A 24034-nucleotide genomic window follows, 5' to 3' on the forward strand; every position below is an offset into this window, starting at 1 on the left:
TCTGAAATGTCGGGGCTGAGGTCTGTTCTGTGCGCAAGTACGTCTCTTGCGCTCATGTCAACGTTACTTTCATTTCCGGTTGCGGCCGAACCGGTTCAGCGCTCGACGCCGGTTGCAGGCTCCGTCATCGCCCGCAAGACCGGCGAGGAAGTGCGTTTCGTCGATGTCACCAATTGGCGCGTCGTCGATCTCAACCAGGACCTGCTCGATGGCGACGTACTGCGCACCAACGCCACCGGCCAGCTCGCCATCCTCTTTTCCGACCACACGCAGATCCGCCTTGGCCGTAATTCCGCGCTGCAGGTCAAGAAGATGTCGGCGACCGGCGACACGATCCTCAACCTGCAATCCGGCACCATCTGGGCCCGCGCCCAGCGTGGCGGCCAGGGCCTGACGGTCGAAACCCCGGCCGCCGCCGCCGCTATCCGCGGCACAGACTGGACGATGACCGTCGAAGGCGCCAGGACCTCGATGATCGTGCTCGAAGGCCGCGTCTCGCTGACCAACCCGCAGGGCAGCGTCGACGTCAACGAGGGCGAAGGGGCTGTGGCCACCATCGGCCAGGCGCCGCACAAGCTCATCAGCGTCAATCCTGACGACCGCGAGCAGATGCTCTTCTATCTCGACCTGCGCGACGGGTTCGGCCTGATGCCCACTTCACCGCTGCGCGCCGACCGCATGGCGACGGAACGGCGCCGCCTGCTTGCCCTGCCGCCAGGGCGCCGCACAACGGAAGACTGGCTGGAGCTTGCCGAGGTGCAGAGCGCCTTCGACGGGCGTCAAGCCGCAGCTGCAACATTGCAGAACATCCGCGGCCGCAAACTGTCGGTGGCCCAGCAGGCGCGCGTCGACCTGCTCGATGCCACCATCGCCGGTTCCGAAAAGCGCTATGGCGACGCCGCAAAGCTTTTCGCCAGGGCGCTGCCGCATCTCGACCCGACACGCCGCAACATGGCGCAATATGGCGGCTATTTCGCCCGCTCGCTGGCCGACCCCTCTCATTTCGAACCGCCGCCGGCAAACACGACCGGTCCCTATGGCGCCATCATGCAGGCCTATACGACAGGCTTCCTGGAAAACCCGCGCGCCGCGATCGAGATCATCCGGAAAGCGGAACAGCGCTATCCCGACGATCCGACCCTGCCGGCAATCCGCGCCCAGCTGGCGCAACTCATCGACGACCGCGCCCAGATGAAGGAAGCAGCCGACCGCTCGCTGTCGCTCGATCCCGATCATCCGATGGCCCTTGCCGCCCGTGCCGGTTACAGGGCGGCCTATGAGAGCGATATCAACGGCGCGCTCGCGGACCTGAACCGCGCGATCGAACTTGCGCCCGGCGCCTCGGGCACGCTCAATTCGCTCGGCCTGCTGCAGAGTTCGCGTGATGCCAACGGCGAGGCGGAGGAAGCCTTCAAGAAGGCGATCGAGCTCGACCCGCAGGACCCGCTGCTGCATGCAAACCTTGCGATCCTCTATCTCGACCAGGCCCGCATGAAGGAGGCCAAGCGCGAGATCGACACCGCAATCGCCCTCGATCCGTCCTTCGATATCGCTCTACTCGCCCGCGGCCGCTACTATCTGCAGACCGGCGAGCGCGACAAGGCGTTGGAAGATCTGCTCGCTGCCAGCACCGCCAATCCCGGTCACTCGCAATCGCAGCTGATGCTTGCCGCCGCCCATTACGAAAAGGGCGATCGCCTCCCCTCCGAACAGGCGCTCGACAATGCCAACCGTCTGGATGACAACGATCCTGTCATCTCCGCCTTCCGCACCGCCGTCGATATCGACGATTACAATGCCGATGGTGCGATCGCCAACGCGCAGGAATTCCTGCGCCGCTCGCGCGCCCGCGGCGGCGATTTCAGCGGCCTCGGCGCCAATGCCAGCGCCGGCTCGACGCTGAACAACGCCTTCCGCCTGCAGGGTCTGGATGCCTGGGGCCGCTACTACGGCGATGCCGTCTTCGATCCCTTCAAGGGCAGCAGCTATATCGACCAGTCGATCAAGGGCAGCATCTTCCCCTTCGTCAACGCGACGAGCTTCAGCGATGACAATATCATCCAGAACCGCGGCAATGCATCGAGCTACTCGTCCTTCATCCAGGGGCTGCTGCTCTCTCCCCACGTGCTGTCCGGCCGTTCACGCGCAGCAACGCTGTTCGACGTGCCCTTCATCGAAGGCTCGGTCGGCGGCGGCATCAACAGCGTCGATGGCCATACGCGCCGTACCGGCGAAGCCGATATCCAGGGCTATTCGAACAGCACGATTCCGATCAGCTTCTACGGCAACCTGACCTGGGAGGAGCTCGCGCTCGACGGCACCTATTCCAGCTTCGGTGGCTATGCGACCGAGAACAAGCTGCTCGGTGGCAACGGCTATATAACGGCGACCGTGACGCCCGACGATCGTGTGGTGGCTTATGTCAACCATGCCAAGAACGACGGAACGCTGAATGCGCTGTCACAGGGCACGGCGCTGACGGATTTCCTCAATCTTTTTGGCGCCGGCCTTCCGGATATCGTGACCTCGCAATATTCCACTCGGCTCGTGGATGCCGAGATAACCAATGCCGGTATCGGCTGGAGCCATACGTTCGGCTACGAAAACATCCTGAACGGCGCCATCCTCTATTCGGAAACCAAGTCGAAGACAGAAAACTTCCTGAGCGTGGATGATGCACCGCTCTTCGGCCTGCCCGATCCGGACGTCATCCCCTTCCTGGACGGCACGGAGGAAACATCCTCGAAGACCTATATCGGAGCCCTGAGCCATTCCATCGGCAACGGTCCCCTGACGTGGCGATACGGCATTGAAGGCGGCTGGATCGATGGCAGTACGACCACGTCCTCTCGTCTGCATGAACTCTTTCCCAGATTTCCGGTTCTCCCGGCAACCACCGACGGCCCGAACACCGTCAGCAACACCGTCAATATCGGTCGCGCCTATATCGACGTTCTGCACGACATTACCCCCGATCTCAAAGGCGAATACGCTCTCTTTGGAACCCGCATGGAAGGCGACGGCGTCGATATAAGCCGGCTGGAACCGCGCTTCGGCCTTGCCTGGGCACCGGTCCAGAACCATTGGCTGCGCGCCGCCTTCATGCGCCAGAGCCTCGATCTCGGCGTTCCCACCCTTGCCCCGATCGGCATTCTTGGTCTGCAGGCAAATCAGTTTTCGGTCAGTGCCGAAGGTTATGCGGACACGGCAGCCTTCCAGTGGGACGCAGAGTGGACCGACAAATTCTTTACCTCGGTCGAATACCAGCACCAGGAGCTGCATGATTTCTCGATCGACCTGCCGTTGATCGCCCTTCCGGCGATCGAGAGCCTGCCGCTCTCGCGCGGCTCGATCGATCGCGCCGCCGTCACCGCCAACGTTGCGCTCGGCGCAGGTTTTGGCCTCTCGGCCACCTACGCCTACATGGATTCCGAAAACAAGGATCCGGGAACGCTGAATTTCGGTGGCAACCTGCCATATATCCCGCAAAACTCCGGCCAGATCGCGCTAACCTGGGTCAATGAAGCCAAGGTCAAGGCCACCGTCGCCGCCAACTATATCGGCGAGCGACACGGCGACGATATCGGCACCAAGCTCGACGACTACTGGAGCCTCGACGCCCATCTGATCTGGGAGCCCTTCGACAAGCGCATCGCGCTCGAAGCCGCGGCCTACAATCTTCTCGACGAGGACTTCGAGATCACTCCCGGTGTACCCGGCTGGGGCCGCGCCTTCAAGGGCAGCCTGAAGATCCGATTCTGATGATGGCGCGCTCGACCGCCCTACAACGGCTTCAGGCAGAGCGCGCCATCGACACAGGCCGGCAGCAGCGCCCGCCCGGCTGGCCCTTCTCCAGCCGCGGCATCCGCCTTCTCGTGCTGGCCCTGGTCACGCTGGTCACGATTTCGCTGATCTCCCGCCTGCCCGCCTGGGCGCTGACGGAATTGCGCACCTTCGACTATCTCTCCACGATCGACGATCCCTCGCCGCCGGCCGGCGGCCCGATCATCGTGGCGATCGACGAGCCGGCGCTTGCCGATATCAACGCCCAGTGGCCCTGGCCGCGCAGCCTGCATGCCGAGCTCGTCAAGCAGTTGCGCGCCGCCGGCGCAAAGGCCATCGCGCTCGATATCATCATGGCCGAGCCTTCGACGGCTGAAAACGATCAGGCGATAACCTCCGCCGTTGGCCCGGACATCGTGCTTGCCGGCGACGAAACGTTGATCGAGGCGCCGCAGGCCGATCAGCTGGTACGCACCACGCCGCTGCCGCAGATGACGGAAGCCGGCGCGCGCACCGGCATCGCCTCGATCGCGCTGAGTGGCGATGGCATCTTCCGCAACATTCCATCCTATGAGGATGGCTTTGCCATGGAGCTTGCAAAGGCCGCGGGCATGAAGGCGCCGCATCTGCCGGCAGGCGCGCTCGTCCAGTCCCTCGGCCCGGCCCGCTCCTATCCCACCGTTTCCTATTATCAGGCGCTCGACCCGAAGAATTTCCTGCCGCCCGATATCTTCAAGGATCGCGTCGTGCTGGTCGGCCTCAGCCTGCAGAATGCGCCCGAGATCGACCAGGGCGGCGTCGATGCCTATGCCACGCCCTACACCGTCCACACCGGCAAGCTGATCTCCGGCGTCGAGGTGCAGGCCACCATCTACGACAATATCGTCCATGGCCTCGCCATCAATGAAGCCGGCCTGCCGGTCGTTGCGATCTGCATCCTCGTTGCCGTCGTGCTCGCCGCCGCAACGGTCTGGAAGGCCACGAGCTGGCGCACGCTAGTCGCGACCGCCGCCGCCGTCCTTGCCTTCGCCGCGGCAAGCTATGCCGGCATCCGCTTCACCCATGTCTTCGTCTCGCCGCTCGGGCCGACCGTCGCCTTCATCGCCGTCGCCTTCGGCCAGGCAGCCTTCGACTATGCGCAGGAGCGCCACCAGAAGCGCCAGATCACGCTCGCCTTTGCCCAATATATCTCGCCCGATCTCGTCAGGCGCCTCTCCAACGATCCCTCGCAGCTGAAGCTCGGCGGCGAGCGGCGAACCCTGACCGTCCTGTTTTCCGACGTACGCGGCTTCACCACCATTGCCGAAACCATGAAGGACGATCCCGAGCAGCTGACGACGCTGATCAACCGCCTGCTGACGCCGCTCTCGGATGTCGTCATGGACCATGGCGGCACGATCGACAAATATATGGGCGATTGCATCATGGCCTTCTGGAATGCGCCGCTCGACGACCCCGACCATGCCCTGCATGCGGTCAAGGCCTCGATCGCCATGCAGGATGCGATCGGCACGCTGAACCGCGAGCTGGAGCGGGAAGTGGCCGCCACCGGCCGGCCGCTGCATATCCTGAAAATGGGCGTCGGCATCAATACCGGCGAATGCATCGTCGGCAATATGGGCTCGACCCGGCGCTTCGACTATTCCTGCCTCGGCGACAGCGTCAATCTCGCCTCACGCCTGGAAGGCGCCTCGAAGAATTATGGCGTCGCCCTGCTGCTCGGCGAGGAAACCGCCCGCCTCGTGGCCGAACATTACGCTGTGGTCGAGCTCGACCGCATCATCGTCAAGGGCCGCACCGTGCCCTCGCCCGTCTTCACCGTGCTCTACGGCTCGCACCGCGCGGCGCTCCCGGAGCATAACGCCTTCCTCGATGCAAAATACGCGGGCACGCTCAGCATCTCCGACCCCGCCTTCGACAGCCTGCCGAAGGCCATTCCTGAGCTTTCGGCCTATTACGCATTGGTGCGCGGCAGCCTCGCACAGGACATCGCGGCCCCCTAGAGCGATTAAAGCCAAAGAGCGCAGCGGTTTCCGGTCAGAACAAAGGTGGTTCCTTCCGCGCCTTTTGCACTTGGAAGCGCGTTGCGATCTTTCATATCCGCCTGCCGCGCTCTAGTTCTTCGTCTTGCGCATGTCGTTATCGCAAAACCGCCGCGCAGTTTTGCGCGACATGCTTTACGATATCTTCAGACTCGCCCAGATCAATCAGCCAAGAAGTCCCATCATGTCCCTTCCCGCCACCGTCATTCCACTCCCGCAGCCTGTTCTCCTGCCCGTCGAAGGCAGCGCCGAGGCCTTTCCGGTCCGCCGCGTCTATTGCGTCGGCCGCAACTATGCCGATCACGCCATTGAAATGGGCCATGACCCCAACCGCGAACCGCCCTTCTTCTTCCAGAAGAACGCTGACAACCTCTTCTCCGGCAAGGATTTCCCCTATCCGCCGCTGTCGAATGACGTGCATTTCGAGGTCGAATGCGTGCTGGCGCTGAAGGCCGGCGGCGCCGATATACCCTCGGAAAAAGCGCTCGACTGTATCTATGGCTACGGCGTCGGGATCGATTTCACCCGCCGCGACCTGCAGGCCGAAGCCAAGAAACTCGGCCGCCCGTGGGAGCTTGCCAAGGCCTTCGAACATTCTGCCCCGGTCTCGCCACTCGTCCCCGCGAGCCGCCTCGGACATCCCGTAAATGGCCGCGTCTGGCTTGATGTCAACGGCGACCGCAAACAGGATGGCGACTTAAACCAGATGATCTGGAAAGTCCCGGAAATCATTGCAGAGCTTTCGAAACTCTTCGTTCTGGCGCCCGGCGATATCATCATGACCGGCACCCCCGCCGGTGTTGCCGCCATCAACAAGGGCGACAGCATTTCCTGCGGCGTCGACAGTATCGCGACGCTCTCGCTGAACGTGGTCTGAGGAGGAAGACATGGCAATCTATGCGCTCGGAGGCCAGCACCCGAAACTGCCGCCGCACGGCACCTTCTGGATCGCCCCCGAAGCGCATGTGATCGGCCATGTGGAACTCGCCGAAGAAGTCGGCATCTGGTTCGGTGCCGTCCTGCGCGGTGACAACGAACCCATCGTCATCGGCAAGGCCACCAACCTGCAGGAAGGCGTCATGGTCCACACCGACCCCGGCTTCCCCACCACGATCGGCGATCACTGCACCATCGGCCACCACGCCATCATCCACGGCTGCACGATCGGCAACAACACCCTCATCGGCATGGGCGCCACCATCCTGAACGGCGCCAGGATCGGAAACAACTGCCTCGTCGGCGCAAATGCGCTCATCACCGAAGGCAAGGAATTCCCCGACAATTCCCTCATCGTCGGCTCACCCGCCAAGGCGATCCGCACGCTGGACGACGACGCGATCGCCAGGATCACCCAGTCGGCAAAGAAATATGTCGGCAACTGGCAGCGCTTTGCGCGGGATCTCGAGCGGATCGATTAGCGTCTACGATTGGTTCAGCTCAATTATTGCCGCTCTTGACGTTTTTTGAACTCTCTTTCCTAAGAAATGCGGTCATGGCCGGAGTCACGCCAGTGGCATTTTAATGCGCACAGGCAAGCCAGCCGCCACCGGCTCGTCGTCATTCATCCTAATCATACCTGTGGGCTCCACCACGAAATTCGCGACGAAGAGAGCATTTGAATAAAAGATGGTCGCCGCCACCAGATAATTTCCGCTCTCGGTCATCCCGTCATAAGTTGCGGGACGCGCTGAACCCGCAATTATATGACGTGTTTTGTCGTCCATCTCCTCTGGCAAAAATGGGTCGTCGCCCGCTTCTAAGACGCAAAACGGCCCCTCTTCCCCATGCACCATCGAGCAGAAAAAACGAACGTAATCCAATATGTTATCTTCACTGAGGTGAATCGGCGCCTTAGCGTTCACCTTATGAATTGGCGGGCTAGTTCCATTAAGACGAAATACGTCTCCTTCATCCTGAAGATAGTAGATTATAAGGTCTCTATTTCCCCAGCTCTCGTCGGTAAATGCGAACATCTTCGTATTTTCGTAAAACGGCAGTCCTCGCTGAAAGCCTCGGGTCGTCTCTAGGCTCATACGGTATTTGCCATCCACTGGCGCAACTCGGGCGATCCAATCCTCCAAAGTTTTCGCTGATATCTCGGACCAGTTTTTACCGCTCCCGCCCAACAGTCGGCGGTCTAACTCGGCGCCCCCCACCCAGACGATTTCGTCTAGTAGAGCACCTTCCAACAATGTGCCTTCGAGCGCGGTCCGGCTCAACCGCGCGCCCCTCATATCACTGCCGCGAAGGTCCGCGTCCCGGAAGCTGAACGCTGTCAAATCCTCTCCAGCGACTTTCAACTCTCGCAAATCCGCGCCTTCGAAATCCACATCGGGCGCAAGCCCTGCCAACTCAGCCAGCCGCACAAGACTGTCCGTGTCCGAACAATTCTCATATAGCCTCTCTACCGCCGCCTCTAATCTTGGCATGTCAGTTTCCTCCCGATTGCAGCGGCAGCCTTTGCAGCATCACCGTGCCTGCGAGGATCTTGCCAAGCGCCAAGCGCCCGACGATGTCGCGTTTTTCTCGCCCATCGACCAATCGCTTTCCATGCTGATGTATAGGGCTAAGTTCATTGAACTCGATTTCGGTCCAGTGGAAATCGCGTGCACGAACTTCCAACCGCATCTCGATACAGCCATCGGGCTCAATCATCAAAATCCGAGCCAAGCCCGCGCCTTCGCTTGCAGACCGCATTCGCTCGCCGATAAGCACAAAAACATTGCCGCTGGAGGTCTCATATGGGGTCAGAGGATCTGGCTCAATGAGCCAATCAACCTGCCCCACCTTACCGTCCGAGCGCTTCTTCAAGAATGCGGAAATAAGGCTTCTCTTACCTTCCGTTTCCTGGGTTAGCTCATGCACCTCGTGTTTGCCGAACGCCTGCCGCAACTTACCATCGGTCCTTCCCTCAGCCGAGAACCCCTTCCATAAACCGACTTCGGCCTGCGCCGCGACTTGCGCCTCCCCACCCTTCTCGCTATCGACTGTTTTCGTTACCTTGACCTTCAAATCCTGTGTTTCATCCGAGCGAACGACATATGCAATGCTCTCGGGTTCACATACGCAACCCAGTCCGTGCGCGCTAATGCGCCCGCGAGTAAGGGCAAACTCGGCGCGACCTTCATCGAAATCTATTGAGCCTGGATTGAAGTGCACGGTCCCGACAAGGATAAACCCCTCTGCAGTACGCTGAGCAGCCGAAAAATCGGGAAATACAACATCGGTCTCTGCCAGAGCTTCTCTGCTGATCTCTCCATATTCCGTCTTCTTCCAGAACATTTCCCGCCCTCGCGCTTCCGCAGCTATCCGTAATTTACTATTTTTTCTCGGATCGAGCGAGGTATGTTGTATTAAATATCGAAAACCGCTCCATCTGAGTCGTCTCCTCCCCATATTTTCTGTACGCCTGAAACTACATTTAGATTTCTGTATAAAATTCCACACTTTAGTCGCGCATATATAAATACAGAACTTCGTCATACACTTGGAGAAACCAGATAGACCATCGACACTATTTGGATTTTCTCTCAAAACGTTCTGTGGTCAGCAAAGATTTTGTGTCTATCAGGCGATCTGCACCTTGGATAACGAGGCGATCGCCAGGATCACCCAGTCCGCGAAGAAGTATGTCGGCAACTGGCAGCGCTTTGCGCGGGATCTCGAGCGGATCGATTGATAGTCGACCGCGGGAAGATCTGACAGCGCGGCCGTTTTCAGTCGGTCGTTGCCGCGAGAATCCTGCCGCCCCTCGGCTCCTGGACGATGACGGCGCTCTTGAGGTCGCCGGCCGTAGCCGGGATCGGCAGCTTCAGCATCTTGCCGTCCCAGGTGCCGAGACGCGTCAACTCGTGCACGACATGAGCGTGCGGCAATGTCTCGCCGGCATTCTCGCCTCTGGCGACCGGAACCTGCACGGTGCCCGGAGCGTAGCGGACGAGCCAGACGTTGGCCGCGGCAGCGCGGCCCTTCGCAGCGTCGATGACAGCCACGTTCGGGGCCAGCGCGATCCCGGGGCCTGACAGTGCGGGCTCGGACGCGATCACGCGCCGGATCTGGTTGAGATCATAGCCGACGGTCGACTGGTGGCCGTTGACCACCATCTGCGGCGTGAAAGGGCCGGATTGGCCGAGTGCGGGCTCGTAGGTCACCTGCCGGTCGGTGAATTCCTTCTTCCCGAAAATGTCCTTCCATCCGAGATAGTCCCAATAAGTCACCGAGAAGCTCAGGGCGAGCACATCAGGATCGTTGCTGAGCCTGACGAGATTGGCATTGGCCGGAGGGCATGAGGAACAGCCCTGGCTGGTGAACAATTCCACGACCGCAGGCGATTGCCCGGCGGAGGCCTGAGAGGTGGAACCAAGGCCGAAGATTGCGGCGATGATCGCAAGATTGAACGGGGCTGAATATGTCATGGCGGTGCTCCCTGATGATCTGCATCTCGTTCTCCTTCGCGGGCGGAACGCCATTCGTTACAGCCTCACGCACTTGTGACGGTGTCCGGAAAGCCGCGCCGCCAGCCTTTCCCGGCCAAAGGCCTCCGGCGGCAGCGAAAAAACTTCGGGACGCCTGTAACAAATCCCGCTTCGCCTACGTACATGCAGTAGGGGCGTGACGGTATCGGACATCGAAAACGATCATGGCAACACTCGACGATCACAGCCAGGCCACTCCAGCAGGCCCGACGATAACAGTCATCCGCCGGCACTCGCTGGCAACCCGCATTACACACTGGATCAACGTTCTCTGTCTCAGCCTGCTTTTGATGAGCGGGCTGCAGATTTTCAATGCCCACCCGGCGCTTTACTGGGGCCAGTACGGTGCGGATGCAGACCCCTCCTGGCTGTCGATCGGCGCCGTCGATGGCGGCACGCGCGGCGTGCTTCGCATCGGCAATCTGCAGATCACCACGACAGGCGTTCTCGGCGTTTCGGGAACGGGCGATGATGCGACCGAGCGTGGCTTCCCTTCCTGGATCACCATTCCGAGCTACCAGGATCTAGCAACCGGCCGCCGCTGGCATCTGTTCTTTGCCTGGCTCTTCGTCATCAACGGATCGATCTATGCGCTCATCGGTTTCCTGTCGGGCCATTTCCGCCGCGATCTGGCGCCGAGCGGCGAAGAGATCTCGCCGCACCATCTGGGCCAGGAGATCGCCGACCACGCGCGCCTGCGCTTCCCGAAGGGTGAAAAAGCAAGGCGTTACAATGTGCTGCAGAAACTCGCCTACCTGATCGTCATCTTCATCCTGCTGCCGCTGATGTTTGCAACGGGCTTGACCATGTCACCCGCCATGGATGCCGGCTATCCCTTCCTGCTCGAGCTGTTCGGCGGCAGACAAACGGCCCGGTCGATCCACTTCATCTGCGCCTGGTCGATCGTCCTCTTCGTTTTCGTGCATATCGCCATGGTGATCCTGTCCGGCCTCTGGAACAACATGCGCTCGATGATAACGGGCCGCTACGTGATCGAAACCGAAAGGGACGATCGATGACCTTCTCCATTACACGCCGCGGCCTGCTGATCGGATCGGCTGCCGGACTCGGTGCATTCGGCCTGACCGGCTGCGACGATGTCGTCCAGAACCCCAACGTCCAGTCCGTTCTCGACATGGCCGAGACGCTGACGATGAAAAGCCAGCGGCTGCTCGTTCCCAAGGACAAGCTGGCGCCCGAATATACCGAAGCCGATATCTCGCCGACATTCCGGCCGAACGGCACCAGCCAGCCAGACAGCGAAGCCTATGCGCAGATGATGGCAACCGGCTTCGCCAACTGGCGACTGAAGATTGACGGGTTGGTAGAGCGTCCCGTCGAGCTTTCGCTCGCAGATCTGAAGAAGCTGCCCTCGCGCACCCAGATCACCCGCCACGACTGCGTCGAGGGCTGGAGCGCGATCGGCAAGTGGACGGGCGCGCAGCTCGGACCGCTCCTGCAGAGCGTGGGGCTGAAACCGCAAGCCCGCTATGCCGTCTTCTACTGCGCAGACCAGCTCGAGCAGACGCTGGACGGTAGCGGAACCTATTACGAAAGCATCGATCTCATCGACGCCTTCCACCCGCAGACCATCCTCGCCTACCAGATGAACGGCAAGGATCTGGAGGTCGCCCACGGCGCCCCGCTTCGCCTGCGCGTCGAGCGCCAGCTTGGCTACAAGCATGCCAAATACCTGATGCGGATCGAGATGAAGGACAGCTTCGCCGGCCTGTGGGGCGGCAAGGGCGGCTTCTGGGAAGACCGGGGCTACGAATGGTACGCCGGAATCTAGGCACTCGTGCCCCCGAACAGTCTTACTGCGGGACAGTCTTGCCCCGGGACAGACTTGCCGCGCGACAGACTTGCAAAGGGCAATGGCGCCCGCAAGGAGGAGGAGAAGATCATGTTGAAATGTACAGCAGCAGCAATCGTCCTGACAGCAGCTTTCGCCCTGCCTGCCTTTGCACAGGACGCGATGATGTCGGCGAAATGCGACGAGGCTTCGATGATGAAAATGCAGGCCGACATGGATGCCATGACGGATCCTGCCATGAAGGAAAAGAAGGAAATGGCGTCCAAGGAAATGATGATGGCCAAGGATTCCATGAAGGCCAACAAGATGGAAGAATGCAAGACGCACATGGAAAAAGCCATGAAAAGCATGAGCAACATGTGAAGCCTGCCGGACAGATGCGGGCGGCCCTGGGGGCTGCCCGCGGCATGAACGCCGCTGCGCGATCGGCGGCAACCGCCCCACCGGCGCCAATGTGTTCGCCGCTGAACTAACGGAATTCCCAGACAACGGCCTGATCGCCGGCTCACCCGGCCATGCCATCCCTTACGCTGGAGGAGTCGGCGCAATCCGTCGGGCGCGCAACGCTCGTGCTGCCCGAGCGCCGGGCAAGCGCATTGCTATGCGCGGAACATCTGGCATCCGCACACCGACGCTGGCATAAATGAGCTTCATCGAGGGAGGCATCATGATGCAGAAGAACGCGCCGGACTTCAGCCTTGCGGGCAAGGTGACTTTGGTGACGGGAGCGAGCCGTGGCATCGGCCGGGCTTGCGCACTTGCCTGTGCCGCAGCAGGCTCCGATATTGTCCTGGGGGTCCGTGATGTCGCCGCCTCAGCGGGCCTGGTTGCCGAACTCGAGGGCACGGGCCGAAAAATTCTCCCGGTTGAACTGGATATTCCCAACAAGGCCCATATCGCACAGGCCGTCGCCGCGGCGCTGGCCACGTTCGGTCGGATCGACATCCTCGTCAACAATGTCGGCGTAGCTCCGGGCAATCTCGCGGAACTCGTCGAGGAGAAGGACCTTGACGAGATCCTCGACGTCAATATCAAGGGCACCTTTCTGATGACCCAGGCGGTTGGCCGTCACATGATCAAGCGCAATGGGGGCCGGATCATCAATATCAGCTCGCAGGCCGGTACCGTGGCCCTGCGTGGCGAGGCCGTCTATTGCATGAGCAAGGCGGCAATCAATCACCTCACGCGCTGCCTCGCGGCCGAATGGGCACGCTACGATATCACCGTGAATACCGTATCGCCGACTTTCATTCATACCGACGGTACAGCACCTTTTCTATCCGATGCCGACAATCACAAAGCGACCCTCGGTCATATTCCGCTCGGCCGGATCGGTGAAACCGATGATGTGGTGGGTGCCGTAGTCTTCCTTGCATCGCCGGCTGCAAGCCTGATCACCGGCGCGAACCTGCTGGTGGACGGCGGATGGTCCGTCGCCTGAGACCGAGCGGGGCCTCGCAGCACAAGTCTTAGGCAAGCGGAAGCGACGTTCGGTGACAATGACCGCCTGACGTCATCTGCAAAGGCGATGGCGATCTGGCATTTCGACCATCGCACTGGCAATTTTTCAGTCCGTCACGCGGCCCCTCACCCGGCCACCTTTACCTTCCTCGCAAACGGCACCCACAGCAGCGCACAGGCCGTCAGCACCGCAACCACCATCCATGCCTCGTTGATCGCCTGAACACTCGCCGCCGTCTGCACCAGCGGATCGAGCATCGCCGTCGTTTCCGCGTCGAACTCGCCGTGGTGGCCCGCGACCGCCTGCAGCGGTGCGCCGACAAAGGCGGCAATGCCCGTGTCCCCCGCCTTCAGCCGCTCCCAGAGGCTGTCGCCGAGCGGTCCCGAGCGCGTATAGACGATAGTGTCGATCAGTGCGATGCCGATTGCCCCACCAAGGTTGCGCATCAGGTTGAACAGGCCGCTGGCGTCTGGAATGCGCTCCGGCGGCAGCGTGCCGAGCGCGAGGCGCGTCGGCGGCAGCAGGCAGAACATGATGGCGGTGCCGCGGATGACCTGCGGCCAGAACATCGCGTCGAAATCGGTCTGCGGGTCCTGAAAGGCGCTCATGCCGATGCCGATGGCAAAAAGCGTGAAACCGGCCGCAGACAGCAACCGCGCATCCATCCGCTTTTCGAGCGCCACCGCGATCGGCGCGGTGATGAGCTGGGCGATGCCCGTCACCAGCATCGTCATGCCGATTTCGAGCGCGTTGTGCCCGCGCACGAAGGCGAGAAAGACCGGCATGAGATAGACCGAGCCGAAGAGGCCGATGCCGAGAATGAAGCTCATGGCCGAACCCGCCAGAAAATTCCTGTCCCCGAAATTCCCGAGTTCGACCACGGGTAAGGCGCGATGCAGCGACCGCCACGCGAAGACAGCTCCCGCAACCACCGACAGGCAGATGAGGCCGGCGACGTAAAGCGAGGTCCAGCCGCTCGTCGGCGCTTCCTTCAGGCCGAGTTCCAGTGCCGCAAGGCTCGCCGCCATCAGGAGCAGCGAGACGATATCGAGATGCCACAGCTCGGAGAGATTGACGCCGTCGCGCGGAAGCGCGCGCATGGCAACGAGTGCCGCGACAATGCCGGGGATGATATTGATCAGGAACAGCCAGTGCCAGGAATAGGTCTCGGTCAGCCAGCCGCCGACGATCGGCCCGATGGTCGGCGCAAGCACTGCCAGAACGCCGGCGATCGTCGTCGCCAGCGCCTGCCGTTCGTCCGGAAACAGGATGAAGACGGCCGAAAACACCGAGGGAATGAGCGTGCCGCCGGAAAATCCCTGGATGACCCGCCACGCGACGAGCCCGCCAAAACTGTCGCTCGCCGCACAGCCCGCCGAGGCGATCACGAAGAGCGACAGCGACACGACGAAGAGCCAGCGCATCGTCAACAGGCGCGTGAGAAAACCCGTCAGCGGTATCGCCACCACTTCGGCGATGAGATAGGCAGTCTGCACCCAGCTCATCTGATCCGGATGGATACCGAGTGCCGACTGGATGGTCGGCAGCGAGGTCGCGACGACCTGAACGTCGAGGATGGCCATGAACATGCCGAGGCACATCGCCATGAAGCCGATCCACCGGAGGCTGTGGGGAACTGCTGATAAAACGGTTTGAGACCGGTCGGGCATGCAATGATCCTGCAAAAGCGTCGTTCTCAGGCGCGGCCTGGATGGCCGGAATCAACGCATGGCAGGCGACAATAGCAGGGCATGGCGCGGCATGCCAAAACACAATGGCAGGAGCCGCTTCGCCGCGCCGATGACGCGCTGCGGAACCCCATTATCAGCCGCGTCACGACGGGCGCATGGGTCTTGAGCAGGCCGTGCCCGGCCATCGAAAAACGGCGCTTCCGTTCGCGGCAGCCATGCATGGGTGACAAGCCGCACCATGTGCGTTTTGCGAACATCATGTGTTCGATCATATCGGTTTTCACATTGCCGCAAAGCATGTTTCATGCCCCCCGCACAAACGATCTGATCCATTCGGGAACAACAGCGCTGCCGTGAACGGCTCCGGCACGACCACGCCCGCACGACCGCAAGAGGAAATGCCATGAAGGATGAACTGCGCGCGCTGGCTTCGCTTGCCGGCCCCTTCCCGCCATTCGATGCCGATGCCGTGCCCGACGACCCGCGCGTTCTCTTCTCCGACTGGCTGCGCGATGCGATAGCGGCAGGCATCCGCGAACCGCATGCCATGGTGCTCTCGACGGTGGACGGGAACGGCGCGCCCGATGCCCGCCTTCTCATCCTTAAAAACCTCGACGCCAGGGGCTGGCATTTCGCAACGTCAGGCAACGGCCCCAAGGGCCGCCAGATCGCCCTCAACCCTTACGTTGCGTTGACCTTCTACTGGCCGGCGCTCGGCCGCCAGGTGCGGCTGCGCGGCACGGCTTTCGAAGCCGGCGAGCCGGAGCGCATGGCCGATTTCCGCAGCCGCTCGGCAAGTGCACGGGCCGCAGCCCTTGCCGGCCGGCAGAGCGAGCCGCTGTCCTCCCGCAGCGAACTCCACGCCGCCATCGACGAACAGGTCCGGCGCATCCACGCCGAGCCGGATCTCGTGGCGCCGAACTGGCAGCTCTTCATCGCCATGCCGCATGAGGTGGAGTTCTGGCAGGGTGCAGAGGACCGGCTGCATCACCGCCTGCTCTATCGGCGGGAAAAGGCCGGCTGGCGGCGCGAAAGCCTCTGGCCCTAGGCCTTTCCTGGTCAGGCAGGCGATTACCGCGGCCTTTACCAGCGTCGGCGGCCCGAGGCGCACCTTACCGCAAGTACCGGGGCAAACGGCTGCCGGACCGATGAGAGCAACGCCAGGACAAAATAATCAAGATTTCCGGAACCTGCCTCTTGCAATCGGTCGTGACGAGCATCATATCCCGGCTTCACCTGAAAACGAACTTGCGCTTGGTATCGACGTCGGTCGAGCCGCGTTCGAGCTTCACAGGACAAGGGCGCTCCCCGCAAGGGTCGAGCGCCCTTTTGATTCCGGCTCGTGGCCTCCGCCTCAGGCGTAAGGCGTACCCTCGAGCGACGCCTTCACGCCAAGACTGCCCTGGTCGGTGAGTTCCAGAAACAGGGCCTTCGCCTTCCCCGTATCGCCGTGCTGCCGGAAGCTTCGGTGCGCCTCGATGAAGGCGACGCTCCAGGTGGCAAGCAGCATTGCGCTCGCAAGCCTTGCCGCGGGATCGTCAGCCGGTCGCCCCGCAGTTTCGGCAAGTGCCACTGCCAGTTCCCCCGCAATCTCGTCCCGGATTGCCCGCGCCCTCGCCTTCAGCGTTTCGCTGTTTTCCACCGTCTCGATGAAAGTCTGGCTCGCCGCCGAAAACAGCAGATAAGGCGTCTGCTGTCGCACAAGCTGATGCGCCAGCAGCCGCAATGCCTCGATCGGCGGCACCCCGCCATCGCGCTGCCGCAAGGCCTCGCGAAGTGTCTCGCGCGCCTCCTCGTCGCGATCGAAAAACATGTCTTCCTTGCGCGGGAAATGGTTGAAGACTGTCATTCGCCCGACATCGGCGGCCGCCGCAATCTCATCGACCGTTACATTCTCGAAGCCTCGCTCGAAAAACAGCCGGTCGGCGGCAAGCGAGATGGCGCGCCGGGTCGCAAGGCGCTTGCGGGATCTGCGATCCGAGGGTGCTTCGTCTGATGGCGTCGTCATGCGGCTTCCATAACAGGATTCATGTACTGAGTACACCTATGTTGACAGGCAGTGTTTCGCAGCCTATTACTGTACTCAGTACAAATTAATATGCGGTACATCGATAGCAGATGGACGTGGATCCGTGCCCGGGACCGCGATCGGTCGAGCCTTGTCTGCATCCGCCGAAAGGAGAATCCCCAATGAAAGCCATTCAGTTCAGCCGCTATGGCGGCGCCGAAGTCCTCGATATCGTCGAGATCGATCCACCGCATCCCGGCCCCGGAGAGCTGCGCATCAGGGTGCGTGCAGCCGGCGTCAATCCCTCGGACTGGAAGCGGCGCGAGGGACAATATCGCGCTTTCGAGGACGTCCGTTTTCCCTCCCGCGTCGGCGTCGAGGCCTCCGGCATCGTCGATGAAGTCGGCGCCGGCGTCGCGAGCACTTTGGTCGGCGATGCCGTCTTCGGCTATGGCCGGGCCACGATGGCCGAATATGCCATCCTCACCCACTGGGTTCACAAGCCCGACGACCTGCCCTTCGAGATCGCCGGCGGCCTGCCCGTGATATCGGAGACCGCCTGGCGCGGCCTCGATGAGCTTGGCATCGAAGCCGGTGAGACGCTGCTCGTCAGCGGCGCCGCCGGCGGCATCGGCTCGGCCGTAATCCAGTTGGCGCGCATCCGGGGCATTACCGTAATCGGCACGGCAAGCCCGCAGAAACACGATTACCTGAAGAGCCTTGGCGCCATCCCGACGACCTACGGGCCGGGCCTCGCCGATCGCGTGCGCCAGCTCGCGCCCGAGGGGATCGATGCGGCGCTCGATATCGCCGGCTCCGGCATCATCCCCGAGCTGATCGCACTGACCGGCGATCCCGCCCGTGTGCTGTCCGTCGCCGATTTCTCGGCGGAGGAATATGGCGCGAAATTCTCGCACGGCCCGCCGAAGGAGCCCGAACGAGTGCTCGCCGATGTGGCACGGCTCTATTCCAGGGGCCAGTTCCGGCTGCACATCGAGCGAAGCTTTCCGCTCGAACTGACGGCCGCTGCCCAGACCGTCAGCGCCGCCGGCCGCGTCACCGGCAAACTCATCATTTCCCCATGAGTCAGACCATGAACAGACCCCTCATCGTCATCTTCACCGCCATCTGCCTCGATGCCGTCGGCATTGGCCTGATCTTCCCGATCCTCCCCCGCCTGCTTCAGGAGGTGACGCATTCAGCCGATATCGCCTTCTATATCGGCATCATGACCGCGCTCTATGCCGCCATGCAATTCGTCTTCGCCCCCGTGCTCGGCGCACTCAGCGACAGTATCGGCCGCCGTCCGGTGCTCCTGATTTCGCTTGCGGGCGCTGCCGTCAATTACGTCATCATGGCCTTTGCGCCCTCGCTCTCCCTGCTCTTTGCCGGCCGCGCCATCGCTGGCCTCACCAGCGCCAACATGTCGGTCGCATCCGCCTATATCACCGACATTTCGCCCGCCGATCAGCGCGCCCGTCGCTTCGGCCTGTTCAATGCCATGTTCGGCGCCGGTTTCATCATTGGACCGGTCCTCGGCGGCCTGCTCGGCGATTACTGGCTGCGCCTGCCCTTCATCGCCGCCGCCGTGCTCAACGCCGCAAACCTGCTGCTTGCCCTCTTCGTCCTTCCGGAATCCCGGGCGCCCTCCCGCCGGACGATAAATATCGCAGCCCTCAATCCGCTTGCGCCCTTCAAACGGCTCGTCTCGATGAAGGCACTGCTGCCGATCGTGCTGGTCTATTTCGTCTTCAGCGCGGCCGGCGAATCCTACGGCACCTGCTGGGCGCTCTGGGGTTTCGATGCCTTCGGCTGGAACGGCGTCTCGATCGGCCTGTCGCTCGGCGCCTTCGGCATCTGCCAGACCGTCTGCCAGGCCTTCCTCCCCGGCCCCGCCACCCGCCTGCTCGGCGAGCGCTGGTCGGTGCTCACAGGCATCGCCGCTGCCTGCCTCGCCCTTGTTGTCATGGCCTTCGCGAACCAGGGCTGGATGATCTTCGCCATCATGCCTGTCTTCACCCTCGTCGGCATCGGCAACCCCGCCTTCCAGGCGCTTGCCACAAGCAAGGTCGCTCCCGACCGGCAGGGCGAGCTGCAGGGCCTGCTCGCCTCCACGATCAGCCTCGCCTCGATCATCGCGCCGCTCGGTTTCTCAGCCCTCTATTTTCTCACGCGGGAGAAATGGCCGGGCGGCATCTGGCTCTCGGTGATCGCGCTTTATGCAGTCGCAGTGCCGTTGGTGCTGATGAGCACGAGAACCCGTGCCATTGGAGAGGCCGTAAATGCTTGAGGACTTTGCGTGACCCAAAGCCGCTGGCAGCTTTCGGGCAGTCCTGCCTGCCGCGAGACGCCATTCTTGTCCGCATCACATGAAGTATGCATATCATAGTCAAATGAAGATACGGTCGATTTGCGCAGACTTGTTTAGCTTCGATGGAAATGTTGATCGGGCAAATCCCGTCGCCATCCGCGTCGAGCTTTCCAATAATTCTGCAATCAGAATACGCGGTTCCAGTGATGGAGAGAGCATAACCGTGGATGATCAACCTCTCGAAGGTCCTGCCGATATGGCAGAGCTTGGGAAGATTGAAGTTCAGCAGCTTACAGACCACTTCGACGATGCGATCTTAGGCTGCGAGATCGTGACGGTGAACGAGGTTCTGGACGGCAACAATATTGCGGTCGGACTAGCTTTCAATAGTAGTGAAACCATAGTGCTTTGCATTTGGAACTACGGCGACGAACTACACTACGGCAACTTTGCCACCATGGCTCAGCAGGATTGGGGAGCGACACTCCATGTCTCCTCAAAATGCTACGAATTGAGATAGGTCACGTCGATAAGCAATAGGTGGTCGTGGCTAGCGCCCGGGCTCGCCTTGCATGTCCAAAGCCGCTGTTAGCGCTCGGGCAGCCCCGCCTCCCGCAAGCCCTCGGCCGTCCGGTCTGCCCATTGCGGCACGCCCCGAAACACGGGCCTCGACAGATATCGCTCGATTGTAAAGTGAGGCTCGATCTGCAGCAGCTTACCAGCGGCCCACCTGGCCGTCGTCAGGTCGCCGCTCATCGCCGCCCAGGCCGCCATCATCCGGTAACACCAGGTGACATCAGGATGTTTGTTGACGACCTCGCGGGCGATGGCGACTGCCTCGGAAAGGGAACCTGCCATGGCGAGCGAAAGGGCCATGCCCATCCGCATGTTGAATGTCAGCGGGTCTGCCGGGCTCAGCGTCAGAGCCCGTTCGAACCGTCCCGCAGCACCGGGCTCGCCCTTGTAGCTTGCAACCCAGCCATAACGCGCCCATGCCCAGGCATTGTTCGGATCGAGCGCAAGGGCCCTTTCGAGATAGGCGGCCGCACGCTCCTGATCGCCGCAATGGCTGAGAGCCCCGCCGACCGCCGTCAGCGCCGTCGGATCATCATCGATGGAGCCCACTGCGGCCTCGACCGCCTTCAAGGAGCGTTCGAGGTCCCGCGCGGGTTCGTCGGTCCAGATGTAGCCGAGATGCTGTGCGTAGCACCATGACAGAAAGGCGTGAGCGCGGCCGTAAGCGGGGTCGATCGCGATCGCATCCTGCAGCAATGGTATCGCTCGCTCGTTCGTCGCCTTGCTCTGCCCCCAAAGGTAGGGATAGGCGCGCATAACGAGATCGTAGGCCCGCAGGCTGTTTGGCGGCTTGCGCTTCGAAAGCTCGGTTTCAGCGCTGCGGATGGCCGGATGGATGGCGCCGGCGACCTGCGCGGCGATCCTGTCCTGAAGCTCGAAAATATCCTCGGTCGCCCCCTCGTAACGTTCGGACCAGAACTGCGTGCGCGTCTCGGTGTCGACCAGTTGCACCGAGATCCGCAGGCGGTCTCCGCCGCGCCGCACGGTGCCCTGGACCACGTAATTGACGCCGAGTTCGCTCTCAAGGTCATGCACGTCGACGAAGCGGCCCTTGTAGGTGAAGGCGGATTGGCGCGCGATGACGAAGAACTCGCGAACGCGCGAAAGCGCCGCGGTGATTTCCTCCACGACGCCATCGACGAAATACTCATCGCCCTGGCCGCTGAGATTGTCGAAGGGCATGACGACGATCGACGGCTGGTCCCTGCCGAAGCGCTGAGCAGGTGATGGCGTTGCTGGCCCTGTCCCCTGCGCTGGCCCCGCCCCGCGCGCTGGTCCGGCATCCCCGCCTTCAGGCGCCTCCAGCAGCCAGTCGACCCGAAAGACGGATATCGGCCGGGGTATGTTCTTCATGGCGCGTTCGCCGAGGCTCGTCAGCACGAACGGAACCTTGCCATAGAGATGCTCGCGCACGGACCCGGAAATGCAGATGCCCGACGGCGGCGCCATCTCCTGCAGGCGCGCGGCAATATTGACGCCGTCGCCGAGCAGATCGTCGCCCGACACGATGACATCGCCCAGATTGACGCCGATGCGGAATTCAAGACGGCGTTCCGCGGGCATGTCCTGCGGATTGCCGGCAAGGCGCCGCTGGATTTCGACCGCGCACCTGACAGCCTGAACAGCGCTTGCGAATTCGGCGACAAACCCGTCACCTGCTGTGCCGAAGATGCGGCCCTCATGCTCGCGCACGATCTCGGCTATCAGGCTGAGGCACAGGTTGAGGGCATGAATCGTGCCCTCCTCATCCAGCGCCGTAAGGCGGCTGAAACCGGCAACATCGGCGGAAAGGATGGCTGCGAGCTTTCGATCCACGGTGGTGGTTGCTCCTGCGGAGTATCGTACCCTGGGATGAATATGCGCGGATTTCACCAAATTCATAGGGTTTTACACGAATGGATGAGTGACCGCCTTCGGCATGGTTGTCGTCGCAGCGGCACACACGACTTGGTCAGCGGGATTTGCACCGCTACAAGTTATGGATATTTTCGATATTCAATTTTACCGATAGTTTTTGGCGCCTGTTAAGAGCCGGCTGGTAATCGGTCGTTATCGCAAATGCCTGTGCCAAAATCCCTCTACTAAGTCATTGTGAAATCGGAATTTTGAAATGCGCCTTTTGAAAGAGTTTATGGTCATCACCGCCTTGCCGATGCTGCTTTGCGGCTGCGGCGCGGCCAAGTCTCTTCAGGCTGGGGCTGCCAAGCTTACAGATGACCTCGGGACCGCCCTGACCGCCCCCTATACCAAGGTCGACAGCCAGTGGCGTGGCAAACCGATCGCGACATTCGAAAGCAAGTTCGGGGAGCCGACGGACCGCAGCGCTGCAGGCGGAACGCCTGTGCTGACCTGGCAGCGATCGCGCGTGGTGCGGATACCCGCAAGAACCTATGACCGGACGGAGTATGTCGGCAACATGGTCCTGACCAAGCGGATCTTCTCACCGGAACATGATCAGGAAGTATCCTGCACCGTTGCCGTCACCGCAAAATCGGGAATGATCACGCGGGTGAAACCGCTAAGCGACAGGGTCGTTCCGGTTGGCGAAGACGGGTTCTTTCCGTCGAATACTTCGACCTGCCAGATCATTTTCGGACTGTGAGAGAATTGCCCGAAGACAATTGGCCACGGTCACGTCTTCTGCGCAGAGAACTTCGACACTATCGCCGGATGGGCAGCCGCGGCGCATTGAACACATGCCCTGATCACCAGACGTTGCCGCGTCACATATCCTTCATCGTCCCCGGCTAGGCAGGCCGAAATCCGGAGACTGACCATGGACACGACCACCCAGCCAAACCGCCCGAAGATCGCCGAAACCGTCATCCACCCGACGGCAAGCCTCAGGGATTCCAGCATCGGCAAATGCTGCGAGATCCTGGAGCAGACCTCCCTGCACACGGTCGACCTCGGCGATTATTCCTATCTCGGCCAGCGCTGCATCGTCGGCGATGCCTCGATCGGGAAATTCTGCGCCATCGCCGCAGAGGTCAGGATCGGCGCGCCCAACCACCCCATGGACCGCCCGTCCATGCACCGTTTCACCTATTGCCCGGAATATTACTCCGCCGATGCCGTGCGCGATCATTCTTTCTTCGCCGACAGAAAGGCGGACCGCGCCATCATCGGCAATGACGTCTGGATCGGCCACGGCGTCATCGTGCTTCCGGGCGTGACGGTCGGAGACGGCGCCGTGCTTGCGGCGGGCGCCGTCGTCACCAAGGACGTCGCGCCCTATACGGTCGTCGGCGGCGTTCCCGCCAAATTCATCCGCGAGCGCTTCTCGCGAACGACAGCCGAAAAACTTGCCGTCATCGCCTGGTGGGACTGGCCGTTCGAGACCATCATGGAGCGTCTCGCCGAATTTCAATCCAGTAATATCGAGGCTTTCTGCGAGCGCTGGTCCGAGCCTGCCCATCTTGCGCAAGAGAGTGAGGATCGCCGTTCATGAGCGATGAAAGACATCAGCATAGTGCGGCCTGCCATTGCGGCCGCGTGAAATTCCGGGTCCGGCTGGCGGATAAGTTCAACACGATCCGCCGCTGCACGTGCTCCTACTGCCGCATGCGCGGCGCCATCGCCGTCTCTGCCGATCTCAAGGATATCGAGTTCGTGGAGGGCGAAGATAACCTGACGCTCTATCAATTCAACACCCGGACGGCGAAGCATTATTTCTGCAGGACCTGCGGCATCTACACCCATCACCAGCGCCGCTCCAATCCAAACCAGTTCGGCATCAATGTCGCCTGCATCGAAGGCTTCAGCCCCTTCGATTTTCCGGAGGTACAGGTCATGGACGGTGTCTCCCATCCCTCGGATTCCGGCTCCGCCGCAAGGGTCGCCGGGATTATCCGCTTCGAACAGGCAAAGTGA

General features: G+C 61.6%; 22 protein-coding genes and 1 pseudogene. 17 read left to right on the forward strand and 6 right to left on the reverse strand.

What is annotated here, in order from left to right:
* The first annotated feature begins 6 nt into the window (after positions 1-6).
* From LVY75_23395 to LVY75_23410, 4 genes are all read left to right on the forward strand, one after another.
* Positions 7-3762 carry a FecR domain-containing protein gene (locus tag LVY75_23395; protein ID XAZ21760.1) on the forward strand — a complete coding sequence of 1252 codons (3756 nt, stop codon included), beginning with the start codon at positions 7-9 and terminating at the stop codon, positions 3760-3762.
* Positions 3762-5786, forward strand: a complete 2025-nt coding sequence (locus LVY75_23400; GenBank protein XAZ21761.1) for an adenylate/guanylate cyclase domain-containing protein — start codon at positions 3762-3764, stop codon at positions 5784-5786. The genes LVY75_23395 and LVY75_23400 overlap by 1 nt, the downstream gene beginning before the upstream one ends.
* A 223-nt stretch (positions 5787-6009) precedes the next feature.
* A complete protein-coding gene (locus LVY75_23405; GenBank protein XAZ21762.1) occupies positions 6010-6702 on the forward strand; it encodes a fumarylacetoacetate hydrolase family protein in 693 nt (230 codons plus the stop codon).
* A 10-nt stretch (positions 6703-6712) separates the two neighbouring features.
* On the forward strand, positions 6713-7243 hold the full coding sequence (locus tag LVY75_23410) for a gamma carbonic anhydrase family protein (protein ID XAZ21763.1): 531 nt from the start codon (positions 6713-6715) through the stop codon (positions 7241-7243).
* Positions 7244-7327: 84 nt separating this feature from the next.
* On the opposite strand, the gene LVY75_23415 is transcribed toward LVY75_23410, so the two are convergent.
* Positions 7328-8254 carry a pentapeptide repeat-containing protein gene (locus LVY75_23415; GenBank protein XAZ21764.1) on the reverse strand — a complete coding sequence of 309 codons (927 nt, stop codon included), beginning with the start codon at positions 8252-8254 and terminating at the stop codon, positions 7328-7330.
* A gap of 1 nt (position 8255) precedes the next feature.
* Positions 8256-9107, reverse strand: a complete 852-nt coding sequence (locus LVY75_23420) for a hypothetical protein (protein XAZ21765.1) — start codon at positions 9105-9107, stop codon at positions 8256-8258.
* A gap of 289 nt (positions 9108-9396) precedes the next feature.
* On the opposite strand from LVY75_23420, the pseudogene LVY75_23425 reads away from it, so the two are divergent.
* A pseudogene (locus tag LVY75_23425) lies at positions 9397-9504 on the forward strand (gamma carbonic anhydrase family protein).
* Between the two features lie 37 nt (positions 9505-9541).
* On the opposite strand, the gene LVY75_23430 reads toward LVY75_23425, so the two are convergent.
* Entirely contained in the window at positions 9542-10240 is a 699-nt protein-coding gene (locus LVY75_23430; GenBank protein ID XAZ21766.1) for a DUF1223 domain-containing protein, read from the reverse strand.
* Between the two features lie 224 nt (positions 10241-10464).
* Here LVY75_23430 and LVY75_23435 point away from each other — a divergent pair, with 224 nt between their 5' ends.
* The 4 genes from LVY75_23435 (at position 10465) to LVY75_23450 (ending at position 13554) form a co-directional block, all read left to right on the forward strand.
* Complete coding sequence (locus LVY75_23435) at positions 10465-11319, forward strand: cytochrome b/b6 domain-containing protein (protein ID XAZ21767.1); 855 nt, start codon at positions 10465-10467, stop codon at positions 11317-11319.
* The gene (locus LVY75_23440) at positions 11316-12092 is read left to right on the forward strand and encodes a molybdopterin-binding protein (GenBank protein XAZ21768.1); all 777 of its coding nucleotides are present in this window, start codon (positions 11316-11318) and stop codon (positions 12090-12092) included. Before LVY75_23435 ends, LVY75_23440 begins: the two co-directional genes overlap by 4 nt.
* A gap of 111 nt (positions 12093-12203) precedes the next feature.
* Positions 12204-12476 (forward strand): hypothetical protein, encoded by a 273-nt coding sequence (locus LVY75_23445; protein ID XAZ21769.1) that lies wholly within the window; start codon positions 12204-12206, stop codon positions 12474-12476.
* Positions 12477-12783: 307 nt separating this feature from the next.
* Positions 12784-13554: a glucose 1-dehydrogenase gene (locus LVY75_23450; protein XAZ25810.1), complete on the forward strand. Its 771-nt coding sequence runs from the start codon at positions 12784-12786 to the stop codon at positions 13552-13554.
* Positions 13555-13700: 146 nt separating this feature from the next.
* On the opposite strand, the gene LVY75_23455 is transcribed toward LVY75_23450, so the two are convergent.
* On the reverse strand, positions 13701-15245 hold the full coding sequence (locus tag LVY75_23455; protein XAZ21770.1) for a DHA2 family efflux MFS transporter permease subunit: 1545 nt from the start codon (positions 15243-15245) through the stop codon (positions 13701-13703).
* An 81-nt stretch (positions 15246-15326) separates the two neighbouring features.
* Here LVY75_23455 and LVY75_23460 point away from each other — a divergent pair, with 81 nt between their 5' ends.
* Positions 15327-15623 (forward strand): hypothetical protein, encoded by a 297-nt coding sequence (locus LVY75_23460; GenBank protein ID XAZ21771.1) that lies wholly within the window; start codon positions 15327-15329, stop codon positions 15621-15623.
* A gap of 46 nt (positions 15624-15669) precedes the next feature.
* Positions 15670-16314, forward strand: coding sequence for a pyridoxal 5'-phosphate synthase (locus LVY75_23465; protein ID XAZ21772.1), 645 nt, complete (start codon positions 15670-15672; stop codon positions 16312-16314).
* Positions 16315-16620: 306 nt separating this feature from the next.
* Here LVY75_23465 and LVY75_23470 read toward each other — a convergent pair whose 3' ends face one another.
* Positions 16621-17274: a TetR/AcrR family transcriptional regulator gene (locus tag LVY75_23470; GenBank protein ID XAZ21773.1), complete on the reverse strand. Its 654-nt coding sequence runs from the start codon at positions 17272-17274 to the stop codon at positions 16621-16623.
* 182 nt (positions 17275-17456) lie between these two features.
* Between LVY75_23470 and LVY75_23475 the strand changes: the two genes are divergently transcribed.
* The 3 genes from LVY75_23475 (at position 17457) to LVY75_23485 (ending at position 20105) form a co-directional block, all read left to right on the forward strand.
* Positions 17457-18359 (forward strand): NADP-dependent oxidoreductase, encoded by a 903-nt coding sequence (locus LVY75_23475; GenBank protein ID XAZ21774.1) that lies wholly within the window; start codon positions 17457-17459, stop codon positions 18357-18359.
* A gap of 8 nt (positions 18360-18367) precedes the next feature.
* Positions 18368-19564: a TCR/Tet family MFS transporter gene (locus tag LVY75_23480; GenBank protein ID XAZ21775.1), complete on the forward strand. Its 1197-nt coding sequence runs from the start codon at positions 18368-18370 to the stop codon at positions 19562-19564.
* Positions 19565-19694: 130 nt separating this feature from the next.
* On the forward strand, positions 19695-20105 hold the full coding sequence (locus LVY75_23485) for a hypothetical protein (protein XAZ21776.1): 411 nt from the start codon (positions 19695-19697) through the stop codon (positions 20103-20105).
* A 68-nt stretch (positions 20106-20173) separates the two neighbouring features.
* On the opposite strand, the gene LVY75_23490 is transcribed toward LVY75_23485, so the two are convergent.
* Positions 20174-21976 carry a tetratricopeptide repeat protein gene (locus tag LVY75_23490; GenBank protein XAZ21777.1) on the reverse strand — a complete coding sequence of 601 codons (1803 nt, stop codon included), beginning with the start codon at positions 21974-21976 and terminating at the stop codon, positions 20174-20176.
* Positions 21977-22271: 295 nt separating this feature from the next.
* Here LVY75_23490 and LVY75_23495 point away from each other — a divergent pair, with 295 nt between their 5' ends.
* From LVY75_23495 to LVY75_23505, 3 genes are all read left to right on the forward strand, one after another.
* Complete coding sequence (locus LVY75_23495) at positions 22272-22763, forward strand: hypothetical protein (protein XAZ21778.1); 492 nt, start codon at positions 22272-22274, stop codon at positions 22761-22763.
* Between the two features lie 174 nt (positions 22764-22937).
* Positions 22938-23612, forward strand: a complete 675-nt coding sequence (locus tag LVY75_23500; protein XAZ21779.1) for an acetyltransferase — start codon at positions 22938-22940, stop codon at positions 23610-23612.
* Entirely contained in the window at positions 23609-24034 is a 426-nt protein-coding gene (locus LVY75_23505) for a GFA family protein (protein XAZ21780.1), read from the forward strand. The genes LVY75_23500 and LVY75_23505 overlap by 4 nt, the downstream gene beginning before the upstream one ends.

This window comes from Sinorhizobium sp. B11 (assembly GCA_039725955.1).
GTDB lineage: Bacteria > Pseudomonadota > Alphaproteobacteria > Rhizobiales > Rhizobiaceae > Rhizobium.

Excerpts from the sequence above, each read along its gene's own strand:
- LVY75_23395 (XAZ21760.1), top strand. The coding sequence starts at position 7 with ATGTCGGGGCTGAGGTCTGTTCTGTGCGCAAGTACGTCTCTTGCGCTC.
- LVY75_23400 (XAZ21761.1), top strand. The coding sequence starts at position 3,762 with ATGATGGCGCGCTCGACCGCCCTACAACGGCTTCAGGCAGAGCGCGCC.
- LVY75_23405 (XAZ21762.1), top strand. The coding sequence starts at position 6,010 with ATGTCCCTTCCCGCCACCGTCATTCCACTCCCGCAGCCTGTTCTCCTG.
- LVY75_23410 (XAZ21763.1), top strand. The coding sequence starts at position 6,713 with ATGGCAATCTATGCGCTCGGAGGCCAGCACCCGAAACTGCCGCCGCAC.
- LVY75_23415 (XAZ21764.1), bottom strand. The coding sequence starts at position 8,254 with ATGCCAAGATTAGAGGCGGCGGTAGAGAGGCTATATGAGAATTGTTCG.
- LVY75_23420 (XAZ21765.1), bottom strand. The coding sequence starts at position 9,107 with ATGTTCTGGAAGAAGACGGAATATGGAGAGATCAGCAGAGAAGCTCTG.
- LVY75_23430 (XAZ21766.1), bottom strand. The coding sequence starts at position 10,240 with ATGACATATTCAGCCCCGTTCAATCTTGCGATCATCGCCGCAATCTTC.
- LVY75_23435 (XAZ21767.1), top strand. The coding sequence starts at position 10,465 with ATGGCAACACTCGACGATCACAGCCAGGCCACTCCAGCAGGCCCGACG.
- LVY75_23440 (XAZ21768.1), top strand. The coding sequence starts at position 11,316 with ATGACCTTCTCCATTACACGCCGCGGCCTGCTGATCGGATCGGCTGCC.
- LVY75_23445 (XAZ21769.1), top strand. The coding sequence starts at position 12,204 with ATGTTGAAATGTACAGCAGCAGCAATCGTCCTGACAGCAGCTTTCGCC.
- LVY75_23450 (XAZ25810.1), top strand. The coding sequence starts at position 12,784 with ATGCAGAAGAACGCGCCGGACTTCAGCCTTGCGGGCAAGGTGACTTTG.
- LVY75_23455 (XAZ21770.1), bottom strand. The coding sequence starts at position 15,245 with ATGCCCGACCGGTCTCAAACCGTTTTATCAGCAGTTCCCCACAGCCTC.
- LVY75_23460 (XAZ21771.1), top strand. The coding sequence starts at position 15,327 with ATGGCGCGGCATGCCAAAACACAATGGCAGGAGCCGCTTCGCCGCGCC.
- LVY75_23465 (XAZ21772.1), top strand. The coding sequence starts at position 15,670 with ATGAAGGATGAACTGCGCGCGCTGGCTTCGCTTGCCGGCCCCTTCCCG.
- LVY75_23470 (XAZ21773.1), bottom strand. The coding sequence starts at position 17,274 with ATGACGACGCCATCAGACGAAGCACCCTCGGATCGCAGATCCCGCAAG.
- LVY75_23475 (XAZ21774.1), top strand. The coding sequence starts at position 17,457 with ATGAAAGCCATTCAGTTCAGCCGCTATGGCGGCGCCGAAGTCCTCGAT.
- LVY75_23480 (XAZ21775.1), top strand. The coding sequence starts at position 18,368 with ATGAACAGACCCCTCATCGTCATCTTCACCGCCATCTGCCTCGATGCC.
- LVY75_23495 (XAZ21778.1), top strand. The coding sequence starts at position 22,272 with ATGCGCCTTTTGAAAGAGTTTATGGTCATCACCGCCTTGCCGATGCTG.
- LVY75_23500 (XAZ21779.1), top strand. The coding sequence starts at position 22,938 with ATGGACACGACCACCCAGCCAAACCGCCCGAAGATCGCCGAAACCGTC.
- LVY75_23505 (XAZ21780.1), top strand. The coding sequence starts at position 23,609 with ATGAGCGATGAAAGACATCAGCATAGTGCGGCCTGCCATTGCGGCCGC.